Here is a 17833-nt window from a genome sequence, read left to right on the forward strand (position 1 = left end):
ACATGCGGGAACGCGGAGGCGTACGTTCCGAATCGGAAAGCGCTTTCCCGTCCCGATTCCCGGCCGCTCGCCCAGCACGTCCGCGGCCGCTCCACGGAAGGACCCGTCCCATGACACTCCCCCGCACCTGGCGGCGGTCGCTCGCCGGGCCGGCCGCCGGCCTGCTCGCCGTCCTCGTCGGCGCCGCGCTGAGCACCGGCGCCAGCGCCGCGACCCTGTTCACCGACGACTTCGAGGACGGCAACGCGACCGGCTGGACCGGTTCGGCCGGCACGTGGTCGGTCGTCGCCGACGGCTCGAACGCGCTGCGGCAGTCCGCCTCGACCCTGGACGCCCGGTCCCGGGCCGGCTCGGCCTCCTGGACGAACTACACCGTCACCGCCCGGGTGAAACCGTTGGCGTTCAACGGTTCCAACCGGTTCGTCGCCCTGCTCGCGCGTACGCAGTCGGACACGAGCTACTACTACGTGACCCTGCGCTCGACGAACGTGTTCGAGTTGAAGAAGCTCGTCAACGGCTCCTCGACCACGCTGGCGACCGCCGCCGCCACGGTCACGGCCGGCACCTGGTACACGCTGTCGCTGACGGTGTCCGGATCGACGCTGCGCGGCTCGGTCGCGGGCGGGCCGACACTCACGGCGACCGACTCGCAGTTCACGGCCGGCGGCATCGGCGTCGCGACCTACTACGCCACCGCCTCCTTCGACGACATCTCGGTGGCGGACACCGGAAGTCCCAGCCCGTCCCCGTCCCCCACCGGAACGACGATCGTGGTGGCCAAGGACGGCACCGGCAACTACACGACCGTGCAGGCGGCGGTGAACGGCGTACCGGCGGGCAACACGAAGCGCGTGACGATCTCGATCAAGCCGGGCACCTACCGCGAGCTGGTGACCGTGCCCGCCACCAAGCCCTACATCTCCTTCGTCGGCACCACGGGCAACGCGACCGACGTCGTCATCACCTACGACAACGCCGCCGGTACGCCCAAGCCGGACGGCAGCGGCACCTACGGAACGACCGGAAGCTCCTCGGTCGTCATCGACGCCAACGACTTCACCGCCAAGAACCTCACCTTCGCCAACGCGTTCGACGAGGCCGCCCACAGCTACGACGCCGAACAGGCGGTAGCGGTCACCACCCGCGGCGACCGGCTGATCTTCGACAACGTCAGGTTCCTCGGCAACCAGGACACCCTCCAGCCCAGTTCCCCGAGCACCACCACGATCGGCCGCGCGTACTACCGCAACTGCTACGTCGAAGGCGACGTCGACTTCATCTTCGGCCGCGGCACCGCCGTCTTCGACCACTGCGAGATCCGCTCGCTCAACCGCGGCTCCACCACCAACAACGGCTACGTCACCGCCGCCTCGACCAGCAACACCACCGCGTACGGGTTCCTCTTCACCCAGTGCTCGCTCACCGCGGCGTCCGGCGTCGCCGCCCAGAGCGTCCACCTGGGACGCCCGTGGCACCCCGGCGGCGACGTCAACGCCATCGCCCAGGTCCTCTACCGCGAGTCGGCGATGGGCGCGCACATCCTGCCCTCACCCTGGGACGACATGTCCGGCTTCTCGTGGCGCGACGCTCGATTCAGCGAGTACGCGAACACGGGGCCGGGCAGCACGGTCACCGCGGACCGCCCGCAGCTGACCGCCGCGCAGGCGGCGAACTACACGGCGCAGAAGTACCTGGCGGGATCGGACGGCTGGAACCCGATCCCCTAGGTCCGGCCCGCGACAGGGTGGTCCCGGCCTGCCGCCGGGGGAGGCCGGGACCACCGCCTGCGCACGGGTAACGGTGCGGTGCCGGGGACTACCATGATCACCGTGACTGGGCCGCTGCCGTACCGGGTGCTGACCGGACCCGACGATGCCACGTTCTGCGAGCGGGTGAGCGCCGCGCTGGCCGACGGCTACGAACTTCACGGTTCGCCGGCGCTGACCTTCGACGGCGACCGGGTTGTCGTCGCCCAGGCGCTCACCTACCAGGCCGTCGACCGGGCGCGGGTGGTCGGCTACGACGACCGCTGGCCGGACCGGGCCCGGGCACTGATCGCCGAACTGGCGGACAGCCTCGGCCCGCGGGCGCTGCGGATCGACCACATCGGCAGCACCGCCATCGCGGGCATGGCCGCCAAGGATCTGCTGGACCTTCAGGTCAGCGTCGCCGCCCTGGACCCTGCCGCCAAGGCGTTCGACGAACCGCTTGCCCGGCTCGGGTTCGCGCGTACGCCCTTCCAGCAGGATCACGTGCCGGCCGGCAGCGCCGACGCACCCGACCGCTGGGCCAAGCGCTACTGGCACCGGCACCACCATCCAGCCGGCGACGTCAACCTGCACGTACGCGTCGCGGGCGCGCCGAACGAGCGGCTGGCGCTCCTTTTTCGCGACTGGTTCCGGGCGCATCCTGCGGCGGTCCCGGCGTACGCGAGTTTCAAGCGGGTGCTCGCGGACAGCGTGGCGGACCGGGACGCGTACACCGATGTGAAGGATCCCGTCGTCGACCTGGTCGTCGGCGTCGCCGAGCAGTGGGCCGCCGACACCGGCTGGCAGCCCTGAACGACAAGAAGCCCGGACCGGAGTCCTGGGCTTCTTCGTTGTGGTTCTGGCTCCCCGACTTGGACTCGAACCAAGAACCTGCCGGTTAACAGCCGGCTGCTCTGCCAATTGAGCTATCGGGGATCGCAGTTCCGGACGCTGGAGAAGATCTCCGCGCCCGGGCGACTGCACAAGACTACACAACTCCCAGGGGCCGACGCGAGTGGGTATCCCTTCGTGTTGCGGCGCCGACACAGGCCCAGGAAAGGGACAATCTTCACGAGAACGTTCGTCCGAGGTGTAGGCGACCCCGAAACGGGGCATCACCGCGTACAGGACAACAGGAGGGAGGCACGGAGATGAGCAAGATGTGGTTCGTCGCCGGTGCGGCCGTCGGGTATGTGCTCGGCGCCCGGGCCGGCCGGGAGCAGTACGACAAGCTGGTGCGCTCGGCGCGGCAGCTGTGGGAGAGCCCTACCGTGCAGGAGGCGGCCGGGGTCGCCCGCGAACAGACGGCCCGCCTGGTCGACACCGCCAAGGACAAGGTCCAGGAGAAGGTCGGCACCTACACGCACAGGTTCGACCGTTCCGTGACCGACGCCGAGGCACGCATCAACGGTGCGTGACCCCCGCATCCGCCGGCCGCCGCTCCTGGTCTCGTACCGGGCGGGGCGGCCGGGCGGGGCCGGTCAGCCCGATCTCGCTCAGCCGGGTGTGCGCGTACGCGACCTCGGCGGCCAGGTCCGCCACGTCGGGATGGGGTTGCCGGTACGCCCACGTGGCCGTCTCGACCTCCACGTGGTCGGTCAGCGCGTCGGCGCCGGCGAACAGCTGGTCGAGGGCCGCCCAGGCGATCGGCAGGGTCGTCGTCAGCGGAGCCGGAGCCTCGCTGTGCAACGGGACGTGGACGTGTACGCGCCACGGCCCGTCCAGATCCCCCGCGAACGCCTCGGGTAGGTCGTCCGCGCCCTTGCCGTCGGGACGGCGTACGGGATGCGGGAAGCGGGGTTCGGCGTACGCGCCGAGGACGGCCATCGCCTGCGCGGGATCGTCGGCCACCAGCGCGGCCGACAGCTGCACCTTCACGACCTGCAGCCGGTGCGCGCGCAGGTTCGCCATCGCCTCCTCCGGCGTCTCCCAGGCACAGGCGAGATGGGCGAGGTCGAGGCAGATGCCGAGGAAATTGGGGTCGATGTCGGAGAGCCGCTCAACCGCCTGCGCGCTGGTCTCGATGAGGCAGCCCGGCTCCGGCTCGAAGCCGATCCGGACCAGACGCCCGGTATGCCAGGTGATCTCGGCGAGCCCGTCGGCCAGATCCTCCAGCAGCCGGTCCGCCCGGGCGCCGCGCTCCTCGTCCCAGGGTTCGCGCCAGCCGATCGGCACCGTCGAGACCGAACCCCGCTCGGCGTCGTCCGGCATCAGATCGCAGAGGACGCGGGCCAGGTCGAGCGTGTATTCGAGGCGCTCCCGTTCGCTCCAGTCGGGCCGGTAGACGGCCCGCTTCTGCGGGGTCAGGGCGCTGTCGCCGGCCTCGGGCCAGCCCACGGCGGTCTCCGCCGTCTTGTGGACCTCCGCGGCCGGCCGGGGGGACGGCAACCGTCGGCCGTCCTCGGTGGACGAACCCGGTGATCGGTAGGGGAAGCCGTTCAAGGTCACGACTTCGAGCCCGCGGGCGGCCAGTTCGGAACGTAATCGCGTACGCAGCGAGTACGACGCGGCCAGTGCGGCGGCGACCGGTGCGGCGAGCCACAGCCCGAGTCCGAGCAGATCGACGCCGAGTTCCTCGCGGACGGGGACGGCGTCGGAGTCGAGTTGGGCGAGGATCCCGCGAAGGTCGGTCACGTGGCGCACGTTCGTGCCGTAGGCGAGGTGAACGGTCTGACCGTCACGATGCCGTAGACGCATCAAGCCACCTCCAGCCCCTGTGGGAGTGACCGTATAGGATCTTGCCGCACCTGACAATCCACATGAGACATCCGGTGGACCGCTGGTCTTACGATCCCACGCGGCACGGCCGGACCCCCAGGTCATGTCGGATCAACGACACAAAACGTGCCGTGTCCGGCCGTGCGCGCGAACGCCTATTTCAGCAGCATGGCCTCGAGCCGGCGGCCCGTGAACCAGAGCCCCACGACCACCATCACGACCAGGTACGCCGCGTGCCCCACGGTCGCCCAGTCGGGTACGCCCGTCGCGAGGTCGCGTACCAGACCGACGGCATGGTAGAGGGGCGTGCACTCGATGATCACCTGGATGGCCGGCGGGTAGTTCTCGATCGGGGCGAACGTCCCGGAGAACAGGAACAGCGCGAACTGCGCCGTGGTGAGCAGGTCGAAATCCTGCCAGCCGCGCATGAGCGTGCTGAAGGCCATGCCGACGGCGCCGAACGCGAAGCCCACCAGCACGGTCGCCGGGAAGGCCGCGACCGCCCAGCCGAACGCGGCCAGCTTCATCGCCACCATGATCCCGAGGAACACGGCGGTGTAGAGCGAGCCCCGGATCATCGCCCAGATCAGCTCGCCCATCGCGATCTCGAACGGCTGCACCGGCGTGGCCAGCATGGCGTCGTACGTCTTGATGTACTTGAACTTGAAGAAGAAGTTGAACGTGGTCTCGGCCATCGCGCCGTTCATCGCCGAGGTGGCGAGCATGGCCGGCGCGACGAACTGCGCGTAGCTCAGGACGGAGCCGTCGACGAGGGTGATGTTCTTGACCAGCGCGCCGACCCCGAGGCCGATGGACAGCAGGTAGAACAGCGGCTCGAAGAAGCCGGACACGAGCACGACCCAGTACGCCGGCCCGGACCGCAGCGGCCCGATGTTGCGGCTGATGACCGCGCCGATCCGGCCGGGCGACAGCGTGCCCGTCCGGAGTCCCGCGGTGGCGACGAAAGTGGTGACCATGTCTCCGCCTAGTCCTGAAGTCTCTTGGTGAAGCGCCAGACCGCGAGCAGCACCCCGACGACCGCCCACACGCCCAGGTACGCGACGTGCCCGGCGATGAAGACGGCGTTCCAGCCGGCCGACGCCCCGGGATGGGGCGCCTGCCCGAGCATCGCCGAGCGCGACAGCACGACGGCGTGCCACAGCGGCGAGACCCAGGCGAGCGGGCGGATCCACAGCGGCAGCTGGTTGACGTCGAAGAAGACCCCGGAGAACAGGGTCGCCGGGATCAGCCCGAAGCGGAACAGGATCGCGAAGTAGTTGTCGTTCTCGATCGTGGCGGCGAACGCCGTGACCGGGGCGGCCGAGGCCACCGCGAGCAGGGCCGCGATCGGCAGGGTCAGGACGGTCAGCCAGGAGTGGATCGCGCCGAAGAAGCCGACCACGATGAGGAACGCGATCGTCGCGAGCAGCGCCCGGAAGGCGAGGAACAGCAGGTGCCCGCCGACCATGTCGCGCGGCGCGACCGGGGCGGCCCGCATCGCGTGGTACGAGCGCACCCATTTGAAACCGCCGAGGACGGGATACGTCGACTCCCCGACCGCGATCTGGAACGCCGTCGTCACCAGGACGCCCGGCGCGATGTAGCTGAGGTAGTCGACCCCGCCGAGGCCGCCGTTGGCGTCGACGTAGCGGCCGACGCCGACACCGATGCTCAGCACGAACAGCAGCGGCAGCAGGAACGAGGAGAGTGCGGAAGCCTTCCACAGCCGACGGTAGAGCACGAGTTCGCGCTCCAGCGTGGCCACCATCGCGGTCGCCATCGCTCAGTCCACCAGGGTCCGGCCGGTGAGGTTCAGGAAGACGTCCTCGAGACTGGACCGGCGCACCAGTACGCTCGACGGCGCCAGGTCCCGCCGGTGCACCTCGGCGACGGCCGCGTCGCCGTCGTCCGCGTACAGCAGGATGCGGTCGGGCAGGACGTCGATGCGCTCCCCCACGCCGTCGAGCTTGCCGCGCAGGCTCTCCAGCGGGGTGTCGCCGTAACGCAGCTCGACCACCTCGCGGGTGGAGTGGGTCTCGATGAGCGAGCGGGGCGAGCCCTCGGCCACGATCCGGCCGGCGTCCATGACGACCAGGCGGTCGCAGAGCTGCTCGGCCTCGTCCATGTAGTGCGTGGTCAGCACCAGCGTGACGCCCTGCTGCTTGAGCCGGAACAGCCGCTCCCAGAGCAGGTGGCGGGCCTGCGGGTCGAGGCCGGTGGTCGGCTCGTCGAGCAGGACGAGGTCCGGCTGGTTGACCATGGCCCGGGCGATGGTGAGCCGGCGCTTCATGCCGCCGGAGAGCGGGTCGACCTTGCTCTCCGCGCGGTCGCTCAGCTGAACGAACTCCAGCAGCTCCGCCGCGCGGCGGCGGCCCTCGGCCCGGGGCAGGCCGAAGTAGCGCGCGTAGGTCGTCAGGTTCTCCGCGACGGTGAGGTCCGGGTCGAGGTTGTCCAGCTGCGGGCAGACGCCGAGGCGGGCACGGATCTTGACGCCGTCCCGGACGGGGTCCATGCCGAGGATGCTCAGCGTGCCCTCGGTGGGGGTCGAGACGCAGCCGATCATCCGCATCGTCGAACTCTTGCCGGCGCCGTTCGGCCCCAGGAAGCCGAACGCCTCACCGGGGGCGACGTCGAGGTCGATGCCGGCGACGGCGGTGAAGTCGCCGAAGCGTTTCACCAGGCCACGGGCATGAATCAGGGGCTGCACAGTCACGGGGCCGACCCTAGACCCGAGGTACGACAAACCCAACCCGAATACGCCCCGGCCCGAATGCCCGCCACCCCCATGATCCGGTTTGGATCAGGGAATCGCACGTGATCATGGACCAAGATTCGGCTGGTTTCCCTGATCCAAGCCGGATCAACACGAGATCACGGCACGTAACATATCGATAATCTTCGTCGTAAGCCTTGCCATCAAAAGCGGTGAATGGGAATATCTGCAATCACGGAACTCCTCTACCCCCAAGGAGGACATCGTGAGCTTCACCAAGCTCTCCCTACGCCACGCCGCCGTGATCGGCGCGGCAGCGACCGCATTCTTCTTCGCGACGGCGGTCGCACCCGGTGCCGCGAACGCGGCCGCCCCGCACGCCACCGCGCTGGGCGCCGCCAACCTCGTCGCCGGACTCGGCGACCGCAGCGCCGGCTTCTACCTCGACCAGGTCACCGGCAAGCCCGTCGTCACGGTCACCGACGACGCGGCCGCCGCCCTGGTCCGCTCGTCCGGCGCCACGGCCCGGCTCGTGCGGCACAGCGCCGCCGCGTTGAGCTCCGCCGCCGGGCAGGTCGACCGCACCATCCCCGGTTCCGGCATCGCCTGGGGCGTTGATCCCGCCTCCAACCAGGTCGTCATCACGGTCGACTCGACGGTGACCGGAGCCCGCTACGCCCAGGTCCAGGCGGCCGCCGCGAAGATCGGCGACACCGTACGCGTCGAGCAGACGCCCGGCGTGTTCAGCCTCCGGATCAACGGCGGCACGGCGATCTACGGCGGGCAGTACCGGTGCTCGCTGGGCTTCAACGTGCGCAGCGGCTCGACCTACTACTTCCTCACGGCCGGGCACTGCGGCAACATCGCCAGCACCTGGTACGCGAACTCGGCCCACACGTCACTGCTCGGCACCACCTCGGGATCGAGCTTCCCCGGCAACGACTACGCGATCGTCAAGTTCGCGAGCGGCGTGGCCCACCCCGGCACCGTCAACCTGTACAGCGGCAGCCAGACCATCAGCTCGTCGGCGAACGCGTACGTCGGTGAGGCTGTGAAGCGCTCCGGCAGCACGACCGGCGTACACAGCGGCACCGTCCAGCAGACCGGCGCCACCGTCCGGTACGCCGAAGGTACCGTCACCGGCCTCATCCGCACCAACGTGTGCGCCGAGGGCGGCGACAGCGGCGGCTCGCTGTTCGACGGCTCGATCGCGCTGGGCCTGACCTCCGGCGGCAGCGGCAACTGCTCCAGCGGCGGGACGACCTACTTCCAGCCGGTCACCGAGGCGCTCAGCGTCTACGGCGTCACGGTCTCGGGCGTCGCCTGATCCGCACCCTCCGCTCCCGGGCGTCCTTCCCCCCGGCGCCCGGGAGCACCCATGTCCACGTCGAAAATCTTCAGATTCTTTTGTCCCGGGTTCGTCGATCTCACTTCCGCTCCTCCCGCGGGAGACCGTTCCGCCCCTGTCGCTGCGCTCCGGGGACTCCACTGCCAGCACAGTGGGGCGAAGCATCGTCCACCGCGGTTCGGTCACCGTTCACCCCAAGCCCCACCCGGACTTTGTCCCGACTGTCCGAAATCGCGTTGGGCGGGTCGACTCGTGGCTGATCGTTCGCGGCGGCGATGCCCCGCCACTGTTCGTGATCGTTTGCGGCTGAGGTGTAAATCCGGCCCGATCCGCATGATCATTTACGCGTCAGGTGTAGCGGAAGTCGGTCAACGCGTTCCAGACCCGTAAACGATCATGCATCGGGACGCCTTTTCTACACCTCAGCCGCAAACGATCACCTCATCGGTCGCCGGCGGGCGCACAAGTCGCACAGTCGGGACAAAGGCCGGGCTGACACAAGCCGGTCGGGGGTTCGGGTGAAACGCTGACCGGACGACGGTGGCTGATGCCTATAAAATGATCTTCAGGGTAGGTGGAGCGTCCAGGCGATGCCGTCGACTCCGGGGATGCGGCGGCCCACCAGGCGCGACCCGTCGGCGTTGAGGTCGGAGCTGACGACCGACGCCGTGACCCGCTGACGTACCTGGTGGGGCAGGTGGCCGGGCTCGATGAGGGTCAGTTTCAGCGACTCCCGGTCCCGGATCGTCACCGGGTCCACCTCGCCGTCGACGATCTCGCTGATCGTCACCGTGAGGCAGGAGCCGTCCCAGACCGCTTTGGTGATCTCGTGCCAGCCGATGCGCTGCCGCTCGACCCAGAGTCCCAGATTCGTCGCGACGACCAGGCCGGCTTCCTCGCCGTCGGCGCGGGCGGCCCAGGCCAGCGTGCGCTCACCCGGCGCGAACAGCTCCCGGTACGCCTTCGGCAGCGCGCGTCTCGCGAAGAAGGATGCCATCAGAGAAGTCCTGTCGATGCCTGTTCGCGCAGGGCGCGGGCGGTGGTCTCCATCGAGACGAGATCGTTGAAGAGGCCGAAGTACTCGTCCTTCTGCGTCACCGGATTGATCCGCTGCAGCCGCGATTTCACGGCGTGTACGCGCCGGTCGACCTGGGCCAGCTGGAGCCGGGCGACGGTGACGTGGACGTAGTGGGGGTCGGCCTCGCCGTCGTAGCGGAACTCCTCGACGGCCAGTTGGGCGACGAGCGACTGCGCCATGAGGTCGTCGCACTGGCCGGTGACGGCCGCGATCCAGTTGGCTCCGGCGACGCCCCGGGACGCCCCGCCGGCCGCGTGGATCGCCTGGCGCACCTGGACGTGGAGAGGATCGGTGTAGCAGTCGGCCTCGGCGTTGTCGAACAGCGGGCCGGCCAGCACCGGTGCCTGGATGGCCAGCTTGAGCGCCTCCCGTTCGACCAGGAGCTGCGGGTCGTCGGGGCGGGTCCGCGGACGCGTGGCGGTCTCGATGCGCTCGCCCTTGGTCGCGGCCGCGACCGCCTGCTGCACCGTCTCGACGTCCGTGCCCAGCCAGCCCGCCAGGATGCGGCCGTACTCGGGACGGAGCGAGCGGTCCTTGATCTGCGCGACGAGCGGGGCGGTCGCCCGGAGCCCGCCGATGCGTCCCTCCGGGCTGTCGAGATCGTATTCGGTGAGCTTCGTGCGGAGGGCGAAGGACACCAGCCGCTCACGGCTCGCGATCATGTCCCGCACGGAGGCGTCGCCGCGGGCCAATCGGAGTTCGCAGGGGTCCATCCCGTCGGGGCCGACCGCGATGAAGGTCTGCCCGACGAAGCGCTGGTCGTCGGCGAAGGCGCGGAGCGCGGCCTTCTGCCCGGCGGCGTCGCCGTCGAAGGTGAAGATGATCTCACCCTTGAACGTGTCGGTGTCCATGAGCATCCGGCGCAGCACCGAGATGTGCTCCGAGCCGAAGGCCGTCCCGCAGGTCGCCACCGCCGTCGGTACGCCGGCCAGGTGGCACGCCATCACGTCGGTGTACCCCTCGACGATGACGGCCTGCCCGCGCTTGCCGATCTCACGTTTGGCCAGGTCGATGCCGTAGAGCACGGTCGACTTCTTGTAGAGCGGGGTCTCCGGGGTGTTGAGGTACTTCGGGCCGTCGTCGTCCTCGAACAGCTTGCGGGCGCCGAACCCGATCACGTCGCCGCCGGTGTCGCGGATCGGCCACACGAGCCGGCGGCGGAACCGGTCGATGAGGCTGCCCGAGCGGGCCGGCTTGGCCAGGCCGCCGGTGTTGAGCTCCTCTGGGGTGAAGCCGAGCTGGCGCAGGTGCTTGGTGAGCGCGTCCCAGGAGTCCGGCGCGAACCCGCACCCGTACGCCGTCGCCGCGTCCCGGTCGAAGCCGCGCTGGGCGAGGAACTCCCGGGCCGCCCGGGCGCCCGGGGTCATCAGCTGCTCGGCGTAGAACTTGGCGGCCGCCACGTGCGCGGCGACCAGGCGCTGGCGCTGGCCGGGCTGCGGGCGCGGCGAACCCGGCGCGGCGGTGCCCTCGACGTAGCGCAGCTGGAGACCGGCCCGCGCGGCGAGCTTCTCGACCGCCTCGGTGAACCGCAGGTGGTCGATCTCCATCACGAAGTTGATGGCGTCGCCGCCCTTGCCGCAGCCGTGGCAGAAGTACACGTTGCGGTCCGCGGCGACCGTGAACGACGGCGTCTTCTCGTCGTGGAAGGGGCACAGGCCCTTGAGGTTGCGCCCGCCGCCGCCCCGCAGCGTCACCTGCTCGGAGATCACATCGACGATGTCCGTACGCTCGCGCACGAGCGCGACGTCCTCGTCGCGTATCCGACCCCCAGCCATGCCACCATCCTAAGGCGGGGACCGACAGTGTCAGCCGGGGCCGATACCATCCCCGGGTGTCCACCCCCCAGAAGGCACACGAACCCGCCGACGCGCCCGCCGACGCGCTGACCATCGCGCTCACCGAATACGGGTTCATCGCCCAGCTCCAGAGCAGTATGCGCGACCAGGCCGCCGCCCGGTTCAACTTCTTCCTGGCCGTCGCGACCGCCGCCGCGGCTGTCGTCGCCGGGCTGCTGAGCAGCGGGAACATCTCCGGCGCCGGGCTGGGAGCGGTCGCGGCCCTGGGCGTGCTCGTGCTGGTGATGGGGATCTCCATCTTCGTGCGCCAGGTCGAGTTCACCCAGCGCGGCATGCGCTACGCCGCCGCCCATGACGCCGTGCGGACCTATCTCGTCGGGCGGGCCGGGCCGGCGGGGGCGTACATCCTGCTGCCGACGCTGCACGACCGGGGTGTGATCGGCGAGGGCTACCGGCGCCTGCGGTGGCGGCGCGACATCGTGGGGCTGGCCGGCACGGTCGCCTTGATCAACAGCGCCCTCGCGGGCGGCGGGGCCGGGCTGCTGCTGGGCCGGATCGCACCCACGCTGCCCGTCGCGGTCACCGTGGCGGCGGCCGTCGCGGCGTTCCTCGTCCTGCTCAGCCTGCAGATCGGCTACCTGCAGCGGGCCAAGCGGCTCACGCACCTGATGACCAAGGGGGTCATCGAGCAGCGCGGGCTACGCGCCGACGAGATCCCGGTGCAGCTCGATCGCGGCGGGGTCGGTGAGTGACGCCACCTGGTCGATGATCACCCGCAGCCGCGCGGCGTCGTCCGGAGCCGCCCGGAACAGCGGCGCGAACACCTGGTCCAGCCCGGCGCCGTCCCGGTCGCACAGCGTACGGACCAGGTCGGTGAGGATCTCCCGCTGCTGCTCGTACCACGGCTCCATGCCGCGCCGGCGCATCACGTAACGCAGCGCCACCCCCTTGAGCAGCGCGCACCGCAGCCGGTCCGCGCGCGGCACCACGAGGTCCGCGGCGTACCTGCGCAGCTTTCCGGGGTACGCCGACCGCGTCGCCGTCACCGCGTTCACCACGAACCGTCCGGTGAGGACGGACGTGCTGTTCTTCAGCAGCTCCTGACCCTTGTGCGACCCGTCGTACGCGGCCAGGCAGGCGAACACCGGATCGGCCAGCAGCTCGGTCAGGGCGGCGCGCAGCACGTCGGCCGGTTCCGGCGAGTAGGCCGCGGCGACGTCGGCGCACAGCTCCGCCTGCTCGTCGGCGTCCGCGATGAGCGGGCCGAGCTTGATGTAGCCGGAGTAGATGCCGTCCTCGACGTCGTGCACCGAGTACGCGACGTCGTCCGACCAGTCCATGACCTGCGCTTCCAGGCAGCGCCGATCACCGCCCGGCGACCCGGTCCGCAGCCAGTCGTAGACGGCGGCGTCGTCCGCGTACACCCCGAATTTGCGCGTGGTGGAGCGGCGCGGCCACGGATATTTGCAGGTGGCGTCGAGCGAGGCGCGGGTGAGGTTGAGCCCGGCGCCGGGGATCTTGGCCTCCAGCCGGGTGAGGACCCGCAGCGTCTGCGCGTTGCCCTCGAAGCCGCCGCACGCCTGGCCGACGGCGTCGAGGGCGTCCTCGCCGTTGTGGCCGAACGGCGGGTGGCCGAGGTCGTGCGCGAGCCCGGCGACGTCGGTCACGTCGGGGTCGCAGCCGAGGCGCTCGCCGAGTTCGCGGGCGATCTGGGCGACCTCGAGCGAGTGCGTCAGCCGCGTACGCAGGAAGTCGCCGGAGCCGGCCGTGTGCACCTGGGTCTTGGCGGCGAGCCGGCGGAACGCGGCCGAGTGCAGCACCCGGCCGCGGTCGCGCTCGTAGGCGCCGCGCTCGCCGGCGGTGTCCTTGGCCGGCTCGGCGACCCAGCGTTGTTCCTCCAGCTCAGCCGTCACCAGCGCAGCCTAGTCCTCGCCACGGCTCTGCAGGACGCAGAACTCGTTGCCCTCCGGATCCGCGAGCACCACCCAGCCGACGTCGCCCTGGCCGATGTCGATGTGCCGGGCGCCCATGTCCAGCAGCCGCTCCACCTCGGCCTCCTGGTCGGTGGGGCTGAGGTCGAGGTGGAGGCGGTTCTTGCCGGCCTTGTCGGCGTGCGCCGGGGTGAAGTAGATGCACGGCAGGTCGAGGTCGGGTCCGATCATCAGCTCGCCGTGTTCCTCATGCATGATCGGATAGCCGAGCACCTCGGCCCACCAGCGGCCGAGCCGGGCGGGGTCGGCCGCCTCGATCACCACACGGTTCCAGCGCAGTCCCATCCGTCCAGGCTAGCGGTCAGCGGGAATCGGAACTACCGCCCTCCAGCGCCGCCCGTCCCGCCTCCAGCCGCGCCACCGGTACGCGGAACGGCGAGCACGACACGTAGTCCAGCCCGGTGTCGTGGAAGAAGTGCACGGACGCGGGGTCGCCGCCGTGCTCGCCGCACACGCCGATCTTGAGGTCCGGCCGGGCCGCGCGGCCCTCCTCGACGGCGATGCGGACCAGGCGGCCGATGCCCTGGGCGTCCAGGGTCTCGAACGGCGACACGCCGAAGATGCCCAGATCGAGGTACCGCGGGAAGAACGCGGCCTCGACGTCGTCGCGCGAGAATCCCCAGCCCATCTGGGTCAGGTCGTTGGTGCCGAAGGAGAAGAACTCGGCGCTGGCCGCGATGTCCCCGGCCGTCAGCGCGGCCCGGGGCACCTCGATCATCGTGCCGATCGGGATCGTCACGTCCGGGGCCACGTCCGCGATGACCGCCAGGGCCTGGGCGCGTACCACCTCGAACTCCTGGACGGCGCCGACCAGGGGCACCATGATCTCCGGCCGCGGATCGCCGCCCGCCGCCCGGACGTCCGCCGCGGCCTGGGCGATCGCGCGTACCTGCATCTCGAACAGGCCGGGGATCACCAGCCCCAGGCGTACGCCGCGCAGCCCCAGCATCGGGTTCTGCTCGTGCGTACGCCGGACGGCCGCCAGCAGTTCCCGCTCGCGCGCGCTCGCCTCGCCGGTGGCCGCCTTCACCGACAGCTCCTCCAGCGACGGCAGGAACTCGTGCAGCGGCGGGTCGATCAGCCGGATCGTCACCGGCAGCCCGTCCATCGCCGTGAGGATCTCGACGAAATCCTTACGCTGCAAGGGAAGCAGCTTCTCCAGCGCGACCGCCTGGCCGTCCTGGCCGGTTGCCAGGATCAGCTCCTCGACGAGGGCCCGGCGGGTGCCGAGGAACATGTGCTCGGTGCGGCACAGGCCGATGCCGGCGGCCCCGAACCGGCGGGCCCGGGCGGCGTCGTCGGCCGTGTCGGCGTTCGTGCGTACGCCGAGCCGCCGCACCTGGTCGGCGTGCCGCAGCAGGCGGTCGACGGCGGTGACGAGCGCCCCGGCCACCGGCTTGCCCTCGAAGTACTGGACGACCGGGCTGGGCTCGACCGGGATCTCGCCGAGGTAGACCTTGCCGGTGGTGCCGTCGATCGAGAGCAGGTCCCCTTCGTGCACGACGGTTCCGTCCACGGTGAACCGGTCGACCCCGACCTCGATGTCCTCCGCCCCGCACACGCACGTGCGCCCCATGCCCCGGGCCACGACCGCGGCGTGACTCGTCTTGCCGCCGCGGCTGGTCAGGATGCCGGTCGCGGCGATCATGCCGGGCAGGTCGTCGGGATTGGTCTCCCGGCGTACGAGGATGACCTTCTCGCCCTTGTCGGCCCACTCGGCCGCGCGGCGGGCGTCGAAGACCGCCTTGCCCACAGCCGCACCTGGCGCGGCGGCGACCCCCTTGGCCAGCGGTTTCGCGTCGGTCATGGCGAACGCCGGGAACATCAGGTGCGACAGCTGGACGCCGTCGACCCGCAGCAGCGCCTCGTCGAGGTCGATGACGCCCTCGTCGACCAGCTGGTGGGCGATGATGAAGGCCGCGGCCGCCGTACGCTTGCCGACCCGGGTCTGCAGCATCCACAGCCGGCCGCGCTCGATGGTGAACTCGATGTCGCAGAGGTCCTTGTAGTGTCCTTCGAGGACGGTCATGATGCGCATGAGCTCGGCGAAGCTCGCCGCGTCCAGCTTCTCCAGCTCCTGCAGCGTGACCGTGTTGCGGATGCCGGCGACGACGTCCTCGCCCTGGGCGTTCTGCAGGTAGTCGCCGTAGACCCCGCGCTCGCCGGTCGCCGGATCGCGGGTGAAGGCCACCCCCGTGCCCGAGTCCGGGCCCAGGTTGCCGAAGACCATCGCCACGATGTTCACGGCCGTGCCGAGATCCGCCGGGATCCGCTCCTGCCGCCGGTACAGCACCGCGCGCTCCGCGTTCCAGCTCGCGAAGACCGCGCGTACCGCGAGCTCCATCTGTTCCCTGGGCTGCTGGGGGAAGTCCCGGCCCGTGTGCTCCCGGAAGATCTTCTTGTACGCGTCCACGAGCTGTTCGAGATCACGCGAGTCCAGGTCGACGTCGTCGCGTACGCCCTTGGCCTTCTTCGCATCGTCGATCGCGGCCTCGAAGGCGTCGCCGGGCACGTCGCAGACGGTCTTGCCGAACATCTGGATCAGCCGCCGGTAGGAGTCCCACGCGAACCGGTCGCTGCCCGACTGGGCGGCCAGGCCGGCGACGCTCGCGTCGGTCAGCCCGACGTTGAGGACGGTCTCCATCATGCCGGGCATCGAGAACTTCGCGCCGGAGCGTACCGAGACCAGCAGCGGGTCGGCCGGGTCGCCGAGGCGGCGGCCCATCCGCTCCTCCAGCCGCCGCAGGTGGTCGCCGACCTCCTCGTCCAGCCCGGCCGGCACCTCGCCGTCGGCCAGGTACGCGCGGCACGCCTCGGTGGTGATGGTGAACCCGGGCGGCACGGGCAGACCCAGCCGGGTCATCTCGGCAAGGTTGGCCCCCTTGCCGCCGAGCAGATCCTTGAGGTCCCTGTTCCCCTCGGCGAACGCATAGACGAACTTGGTCATCGTCGACCTCCCGCTCGGCCTGAACGCTTCATTAGGCCGGGACGTTATCCATGCTATGAGCTGCTGAAAACGAGTCGTGAGGAATGGCACATTCCGCGGGGTCTGTCCCGTTCATTCCGGTTCGGTGGATCGCTCCTCCACGCACATTCGCGCCTGGGAGCGGTCCCACGATCACGGCGATCTTCACGTCGCTAGGGTGGTCGCATGCTTCCCACGGTGACGGCAGTCCGATACGTCACTCCCCTGCGTGAAGGCGGTTCGCTGCCCGGCCTCGTCGAGGCCGACGACCTCGGCACCTATGTCGTGAAGTTCCGGGGCGCCGGCCAGGGGCCGAAAGCCCTGGTCGCCGAGGTGATCGTGGGCGAACTGGCCCGCCGGCTCGGCCTGCCGATGCCCACGCTGGCCGTCGCCGCCTTCGCCGCCGAGCTGGGCCGGGGCGAGCCCGACCCGGAGGTGCAGGCGCTGCTGCTGGCCAGCGCCGGCGACAACCTCGGCATGGACTTCCTGCCCGGCTCGTTCGGGTTCGACCCGCGCGCGCACCGGGTGGACAAGGAGCTCGCCGCGCGGGTGCTGTGGCTGGACGCCTTCGTCGAGAACGTCGACCGCACCTGGCGCAATCCGAACCTGCTGATGTGGCACAACGCGCTCTGGCTCATCGACCACGGCGCGAGCCTCTACTTCCACCACAACTGGCCGCGCGCCGACAAGGCCGTCCTGCGCCCGTTCAAGGCCGAGGACCACGCCCTGTCCGACTACGCCGCCGGGCTGCCGGCGGCCGCCGCCGAGCTGACCCCGAGGATCACTCCCGCGCTGCTGGACGAGGTGATCTCGCTGGTGCCCGACGGCTGGCTCGGGGACCCGGCCTTCGCGACGGTCGAGGAGAACCGGGCCGCGTACCGGGACCATCTGCTGGCCCGCGCCGCGTCCCCGGAGGCCTGGCTGCCATGAAGACCTCCTTCGAGTACGCGGTCATCCGGCTCGTCCCCCGCATCGAGCGCGGCGAGATGATCAACGTCGGCGTGGTGCTCTACAGCCGCGGCCGGGACTACCTGGCGGTGCGTACGCATCTGGATCCCGCCCGGCTGCTCGCCTTCGACCCGACCACCGACCTCGACTCCGTACGCGCGGTCCTCGACGGCTGGGCGGCGACGTGCGACGGGGAGCGCCGGATGAGCCTGGGCGAACGGTTCCGGTGGCTGACGTCGCCGCGCAGCACCGTGGTCCAGGCCGGACCGGTGCACAGTGGACTGACCGAGGACCCGGCCGCCGAGCACACCCGCCTCCTCGACCTCCTCGTCCACTGACCGGGGAGCCCTGCCCGCACGTGACGCGCCTCACGTTCGGGCGGTCAGCGGGGTGGAGGCGTTGACATCATCCATTGACGCTCGCCATACTCATTCCTCCGCGTGAGCGGCTCTCCACTCCGGGTGAGGCCTCCTCGGAGGCACGGGGGCATCCGGACTGGACGGCTCAGGGCTCACAGCTCTCGGCTCA

At 70.4% G+C, this 17833-nt stretch carries 16 protein-coding genes and 1 tRNA gene; 7 read left to right on the forward strand and 10 right to left on the reverse strand.

Going from position 1 to position 17833, the window contains the following annotated elements; genetic code table 11:
* Positions 1 to 110 precede the first annotated feature (110 nt).
* Positions 111 to 1727, forward strand: coding sequence for a pectinesterase family protein (locus G401_RS0101875; protein ID WP_245601570.1), 1617 nt, complete (start codon positions 111 to 113; stop codon positions 1725 to 1727).
* 102 nt (positions 1728 to 1829) lie between these two features.
* The gene (locus tag G401_RS0101880; RefSeq protein WP_245601571.1) at positions 1830 to 2561 is read left to right on the forward strand and encodes a GrpB family protein; all 732 of its coding nucleotides are present in this window, start codon (positions 1830 to 1832) and stop codon (positions 2559 to 2561) included.
* 47 nt (positions 2562 to 2608) lie between these two features.
* On the opposite strand, the gene G401_RS0101885 is transcribed toward G401_RS0101880, so the two are convergent.
* Positions 2609 to 2684 (reverse strand) — tRNA-Asn (locus tag G401_RS0101885).
* Between the two features lie 215 nt (positions 2685 to 2899).
* Here G401_RS0101885 and G401_RS42810 point away from each other — a divergent pair.
* Entirely contained in the window at positions 2900 to 3166 is a 267-nt protein-coding gene (locus G401_RS42810) for a YtxH domain-containing protein (protein ID WP_051366006.1), read from the forward strand.
* Here the strand turns inward: G401_RS42810 and G401_RS42815 are convergent.
* From G401_RS42815 to G401_RS0101910, 4 genes are all read right to left on the reverse strand, one after another.
* On the reverse strand, positions 3153 to 4382 hold the full coding sequence (locus G401_RS42815; RefSeq protein WP_407636820.1) for a TIM barrel protein: 1230 nt from the start codon (positions 4380 to 4382) through the stop codon (positions 3153 to 3155). The genes G401_RS42810 and G401_RS42815 overlap by 14 nt on opposite strands.
* 239 nt (positions 4383 to 4621) lie before the next feature.
* Positions 4622 to 5443 (reverse strand): ABC transporter permease, encoded by an 822-nt coding sequence (locus G401_RS0101900; RefSeq protein WP_027341167.1) that lies wholly within the window; start codon positions 5441 to 5443, stop codon positions 4622 to 4624.
* A gap of 8 nt (positions 5444 to 5451) precedes the next feature.
* Positions 5452 to 6246: an ABC transporter permease gene (locus G401_RS0101905; RefSeq protein ID WP_051366008.1), complete on the reverse strand. Its 795-nt coding sequence runs from the start codon at positions 6244 to 6246 to the stop codon at positions 5452 to 5454.
* A 3-nt stretch (positions 6247 to 6249) separates the two neighbouring features.
* The gene (locus G401_RS0101910) at positions 6250 to 7179 is read right to left on the reverse strand and encodes an ABC transporter ATP-binding protein (RefSeq protein ID WP_027341169.1); all 930 of its coding nucleotides are present in this window, start codon (positions 7177 to 7179) and stop codon (positions 6250 to 6252) included.
* 265 nt (positions 7180 to 7444) lie between these two features.
* On the opposite strand from G401_RS0101910, the gene G401_RS0101915 reads away from it, so the two are divergent.
* Positions 7445 to 8506, forward strand: a complete 1062-nt coding sequence (locus tag G401_RS0101915) for a S1 family peptidase (RefSeq protein WP_034590401.1) — start codon at positions 7445 to 7447, stop codon at positions 8504 to 8506.
* A 586-nt stretch (positions 8507 to 9092) separates the two neighbouring features.
* On the opposite strand, the gene G401_RS42820 is transcribed toward G401_RS0101915, so the two are convergent.
* Positions 9093 to 9524, reverse strand: coding sequence for a hypothetical protein (locus tag G401_RS42820; RefSeq protein ID WP_051366009.1), 432 nt, complete (start codon positions 9522 to 9524; stop codon positions 9093 to 9095).
* The gene (dnaG, locus tag G401_RS0101925; protein WP_027341171.1) at positions 9524 to 11380 is read right to left on the reverse strand and encodes a DNA primase; all 1857 of its coding nucleotides are present in this window, start codon (positions 11378 to 11380) and stop codon (positions 9524 to 9526) included. The genes G401_RS42820 and dnaG overlap by 1 nt, the downstream gene beginning before the upstream one ends.
* 56 nt (positions 11381 to 11436) lie before the next feature.
* On the opposite strand from dnaG, the gene G401_RS0101930 reads away from it, so the two are divergent.
* Positions 11437 to 12153: a hypothetical protein gene (locus tag G401_RS0101930; RefSeq protein ID WP_027341172.1), complete on the forward strand. Its 717-nt coding sequence runs from the start codon at positions 11437 to 11439 to the stop codon at positions 12151 to 12153.
* Here G401_RS0101930 and G401_RS0101935 read toward each other — a convergent pair.
* From G401_RS0101935 to ppdK, 3 genes are read right to left on the reverse strand one after another with little or no spacing between them, the layout of a single operon-like run.
* A complete protein-coding gene (locus tag G401_RS0101935) occupies positions 12100 to 13317 on the reverse strand; it encodes a deoxyguanosinetriphosphate triphosphohydrolase (RefSeq protein ID WP_034590403.1) in 1218 nt (405 codons plus the stop codon). The genes G401_RS0101930 and G401_RS0101935 overlap by 54 nt on opposite strands.
* Positions 13318 to 13323: 6 nt before the next feature.
* Positions 13324 to 13677, reverse strand: coding sequence for a VOC family protein (locus G401_RS0101940; RefSeq protein WP_027341174.1), 354 nt, complete (start codon positions 13675 to 13677; stop codon positions 13324 to 13326).
* Between the two features lie 16 nt (positions 13678 to 13693).
* Positions 13694 to 16339, reverse strand: coding sequence for a pyruvate, phosphate dikinase (gene ppdK, locus G401_RS0101945; RefSeq protein ID WP_027341175.1), 2646 nt, complete (start codon positions 16337 to 16339; stop codon positions 13694 to 13696).
* A gap of 216 nt (positions 16340 to 16555) precedes the next feature.
* Between ppdK and G401_RS0101950 the strand changes: the two genes are divergently transcribed.
* Together G401_RS0101950 and G401_RS57010 are read left to right on the forward strand one after the other, a co-directional pair.
* Positions 16556 to 17287: a HipA family kinase gene (locus G401_RS0101950; protein ID WP_245601572.1), complete on the forward strand. Its 732-nt coding sequence runs from the start codon at positions 16556 to 16558 to the stop codon at positions 17285 to 17287.
* Positions 17284 to 17643 carry a DUF3037 domain-containing protein gene (locus G401_RS57010; protein ID WP_027341177.1) on the forward strand — a complete coding sequence of 120 codons (360 nt, stop codon included), beginning with the start codon at positions 17284 to 17286 and terminating at the stop codon, positions 17641 to 17643. The genes G401_RS0101950 and G401_RS57010 overlap by 4 nt, the downstream gene beginning before the upstream one ends.
* Positions 17644 to 17833 lie beyond the last annotated feature (190 nt).

Source organism: Hamadaea tsunoensis DSM 44101, from assembly GCF_000428945.1.
Lineage (GTDB): Bacteria > Actinomycetota > Actinomycetes > Mycobacteriales > Micromonosporaceae > Hamadaea > Hamadaea tsunoensis.

What these genes read in the sequence shown, in the direction of transcription:
- G401_RS42820 (WP_051366009.1), bottom strand. Translation starts at nt 9,524, where the DNA reads ATGGCATCCTTCTTCGCGAGACGCGCGCTGCCGAAGGCGTACCGGGAG.
- G401_RS0101940 (WP_027341174.1), bottom strand. Translation starts at nt 13,677, where the DNA reads ATGGGACTGCGCTGGAACCGTGTGGTGATCGAGGCGGCCGACCCCGCC.
- dnaG (WP_027341171.1), bottom strand. Translation starts at nt 11,380, where the DNA reads ATGGCTGGGGGTCGGATACGCGACGAGGACGTCGCGCTCGTGCGCGAG.
- G401_RS0101905 (WP_051366008.1), bottom strand. Translation starts at nt 6,246, where the DNA reads ATGGCGACCGCGATGGTGGCCACGCTGGAGCGCGAACTCGTGCTCTAC.
- G401_RS42810 (WP_051366006.1), top strand. Translation starts at nt 2,900, where the DNA reads ATGAGCAAGATGTGGTTCGTCGCCGGTGCGGCCGTCGGGTATGTGCTC.
- G401_RS0101875 (WP_245601570.1), top strand. Translation starts at nt 111, where the DNA reads ATGACACTCCCCCGCACCTGGCGGCGGTCGCTCGCCGGGCCGGCCGCC.
- ppdK (WP_027341175.1), bottom strand. Translation starts at nt 16,339, where the DNA reads ATGACCAAGTTCGTCTATGCGTTCGCCGAGGGGAACAGGGACCTCAAG.
- G401_RS0101900 (WP_027341167.1), bottom strand. Translation starts at nt 5,443, where the DNA reads ATGGTCACCACTTTCGTCGCCACCGCGGGACTCCGGACGGGCACGCTG.
- G401_RS57010 (WP_027341177.1), top strand. Translation starts at nt 17,284, where the DNA reads ATGAAGACCTCCTTCGAGTACGCGGTCATCCGGCTCGTCCCCCGCATC.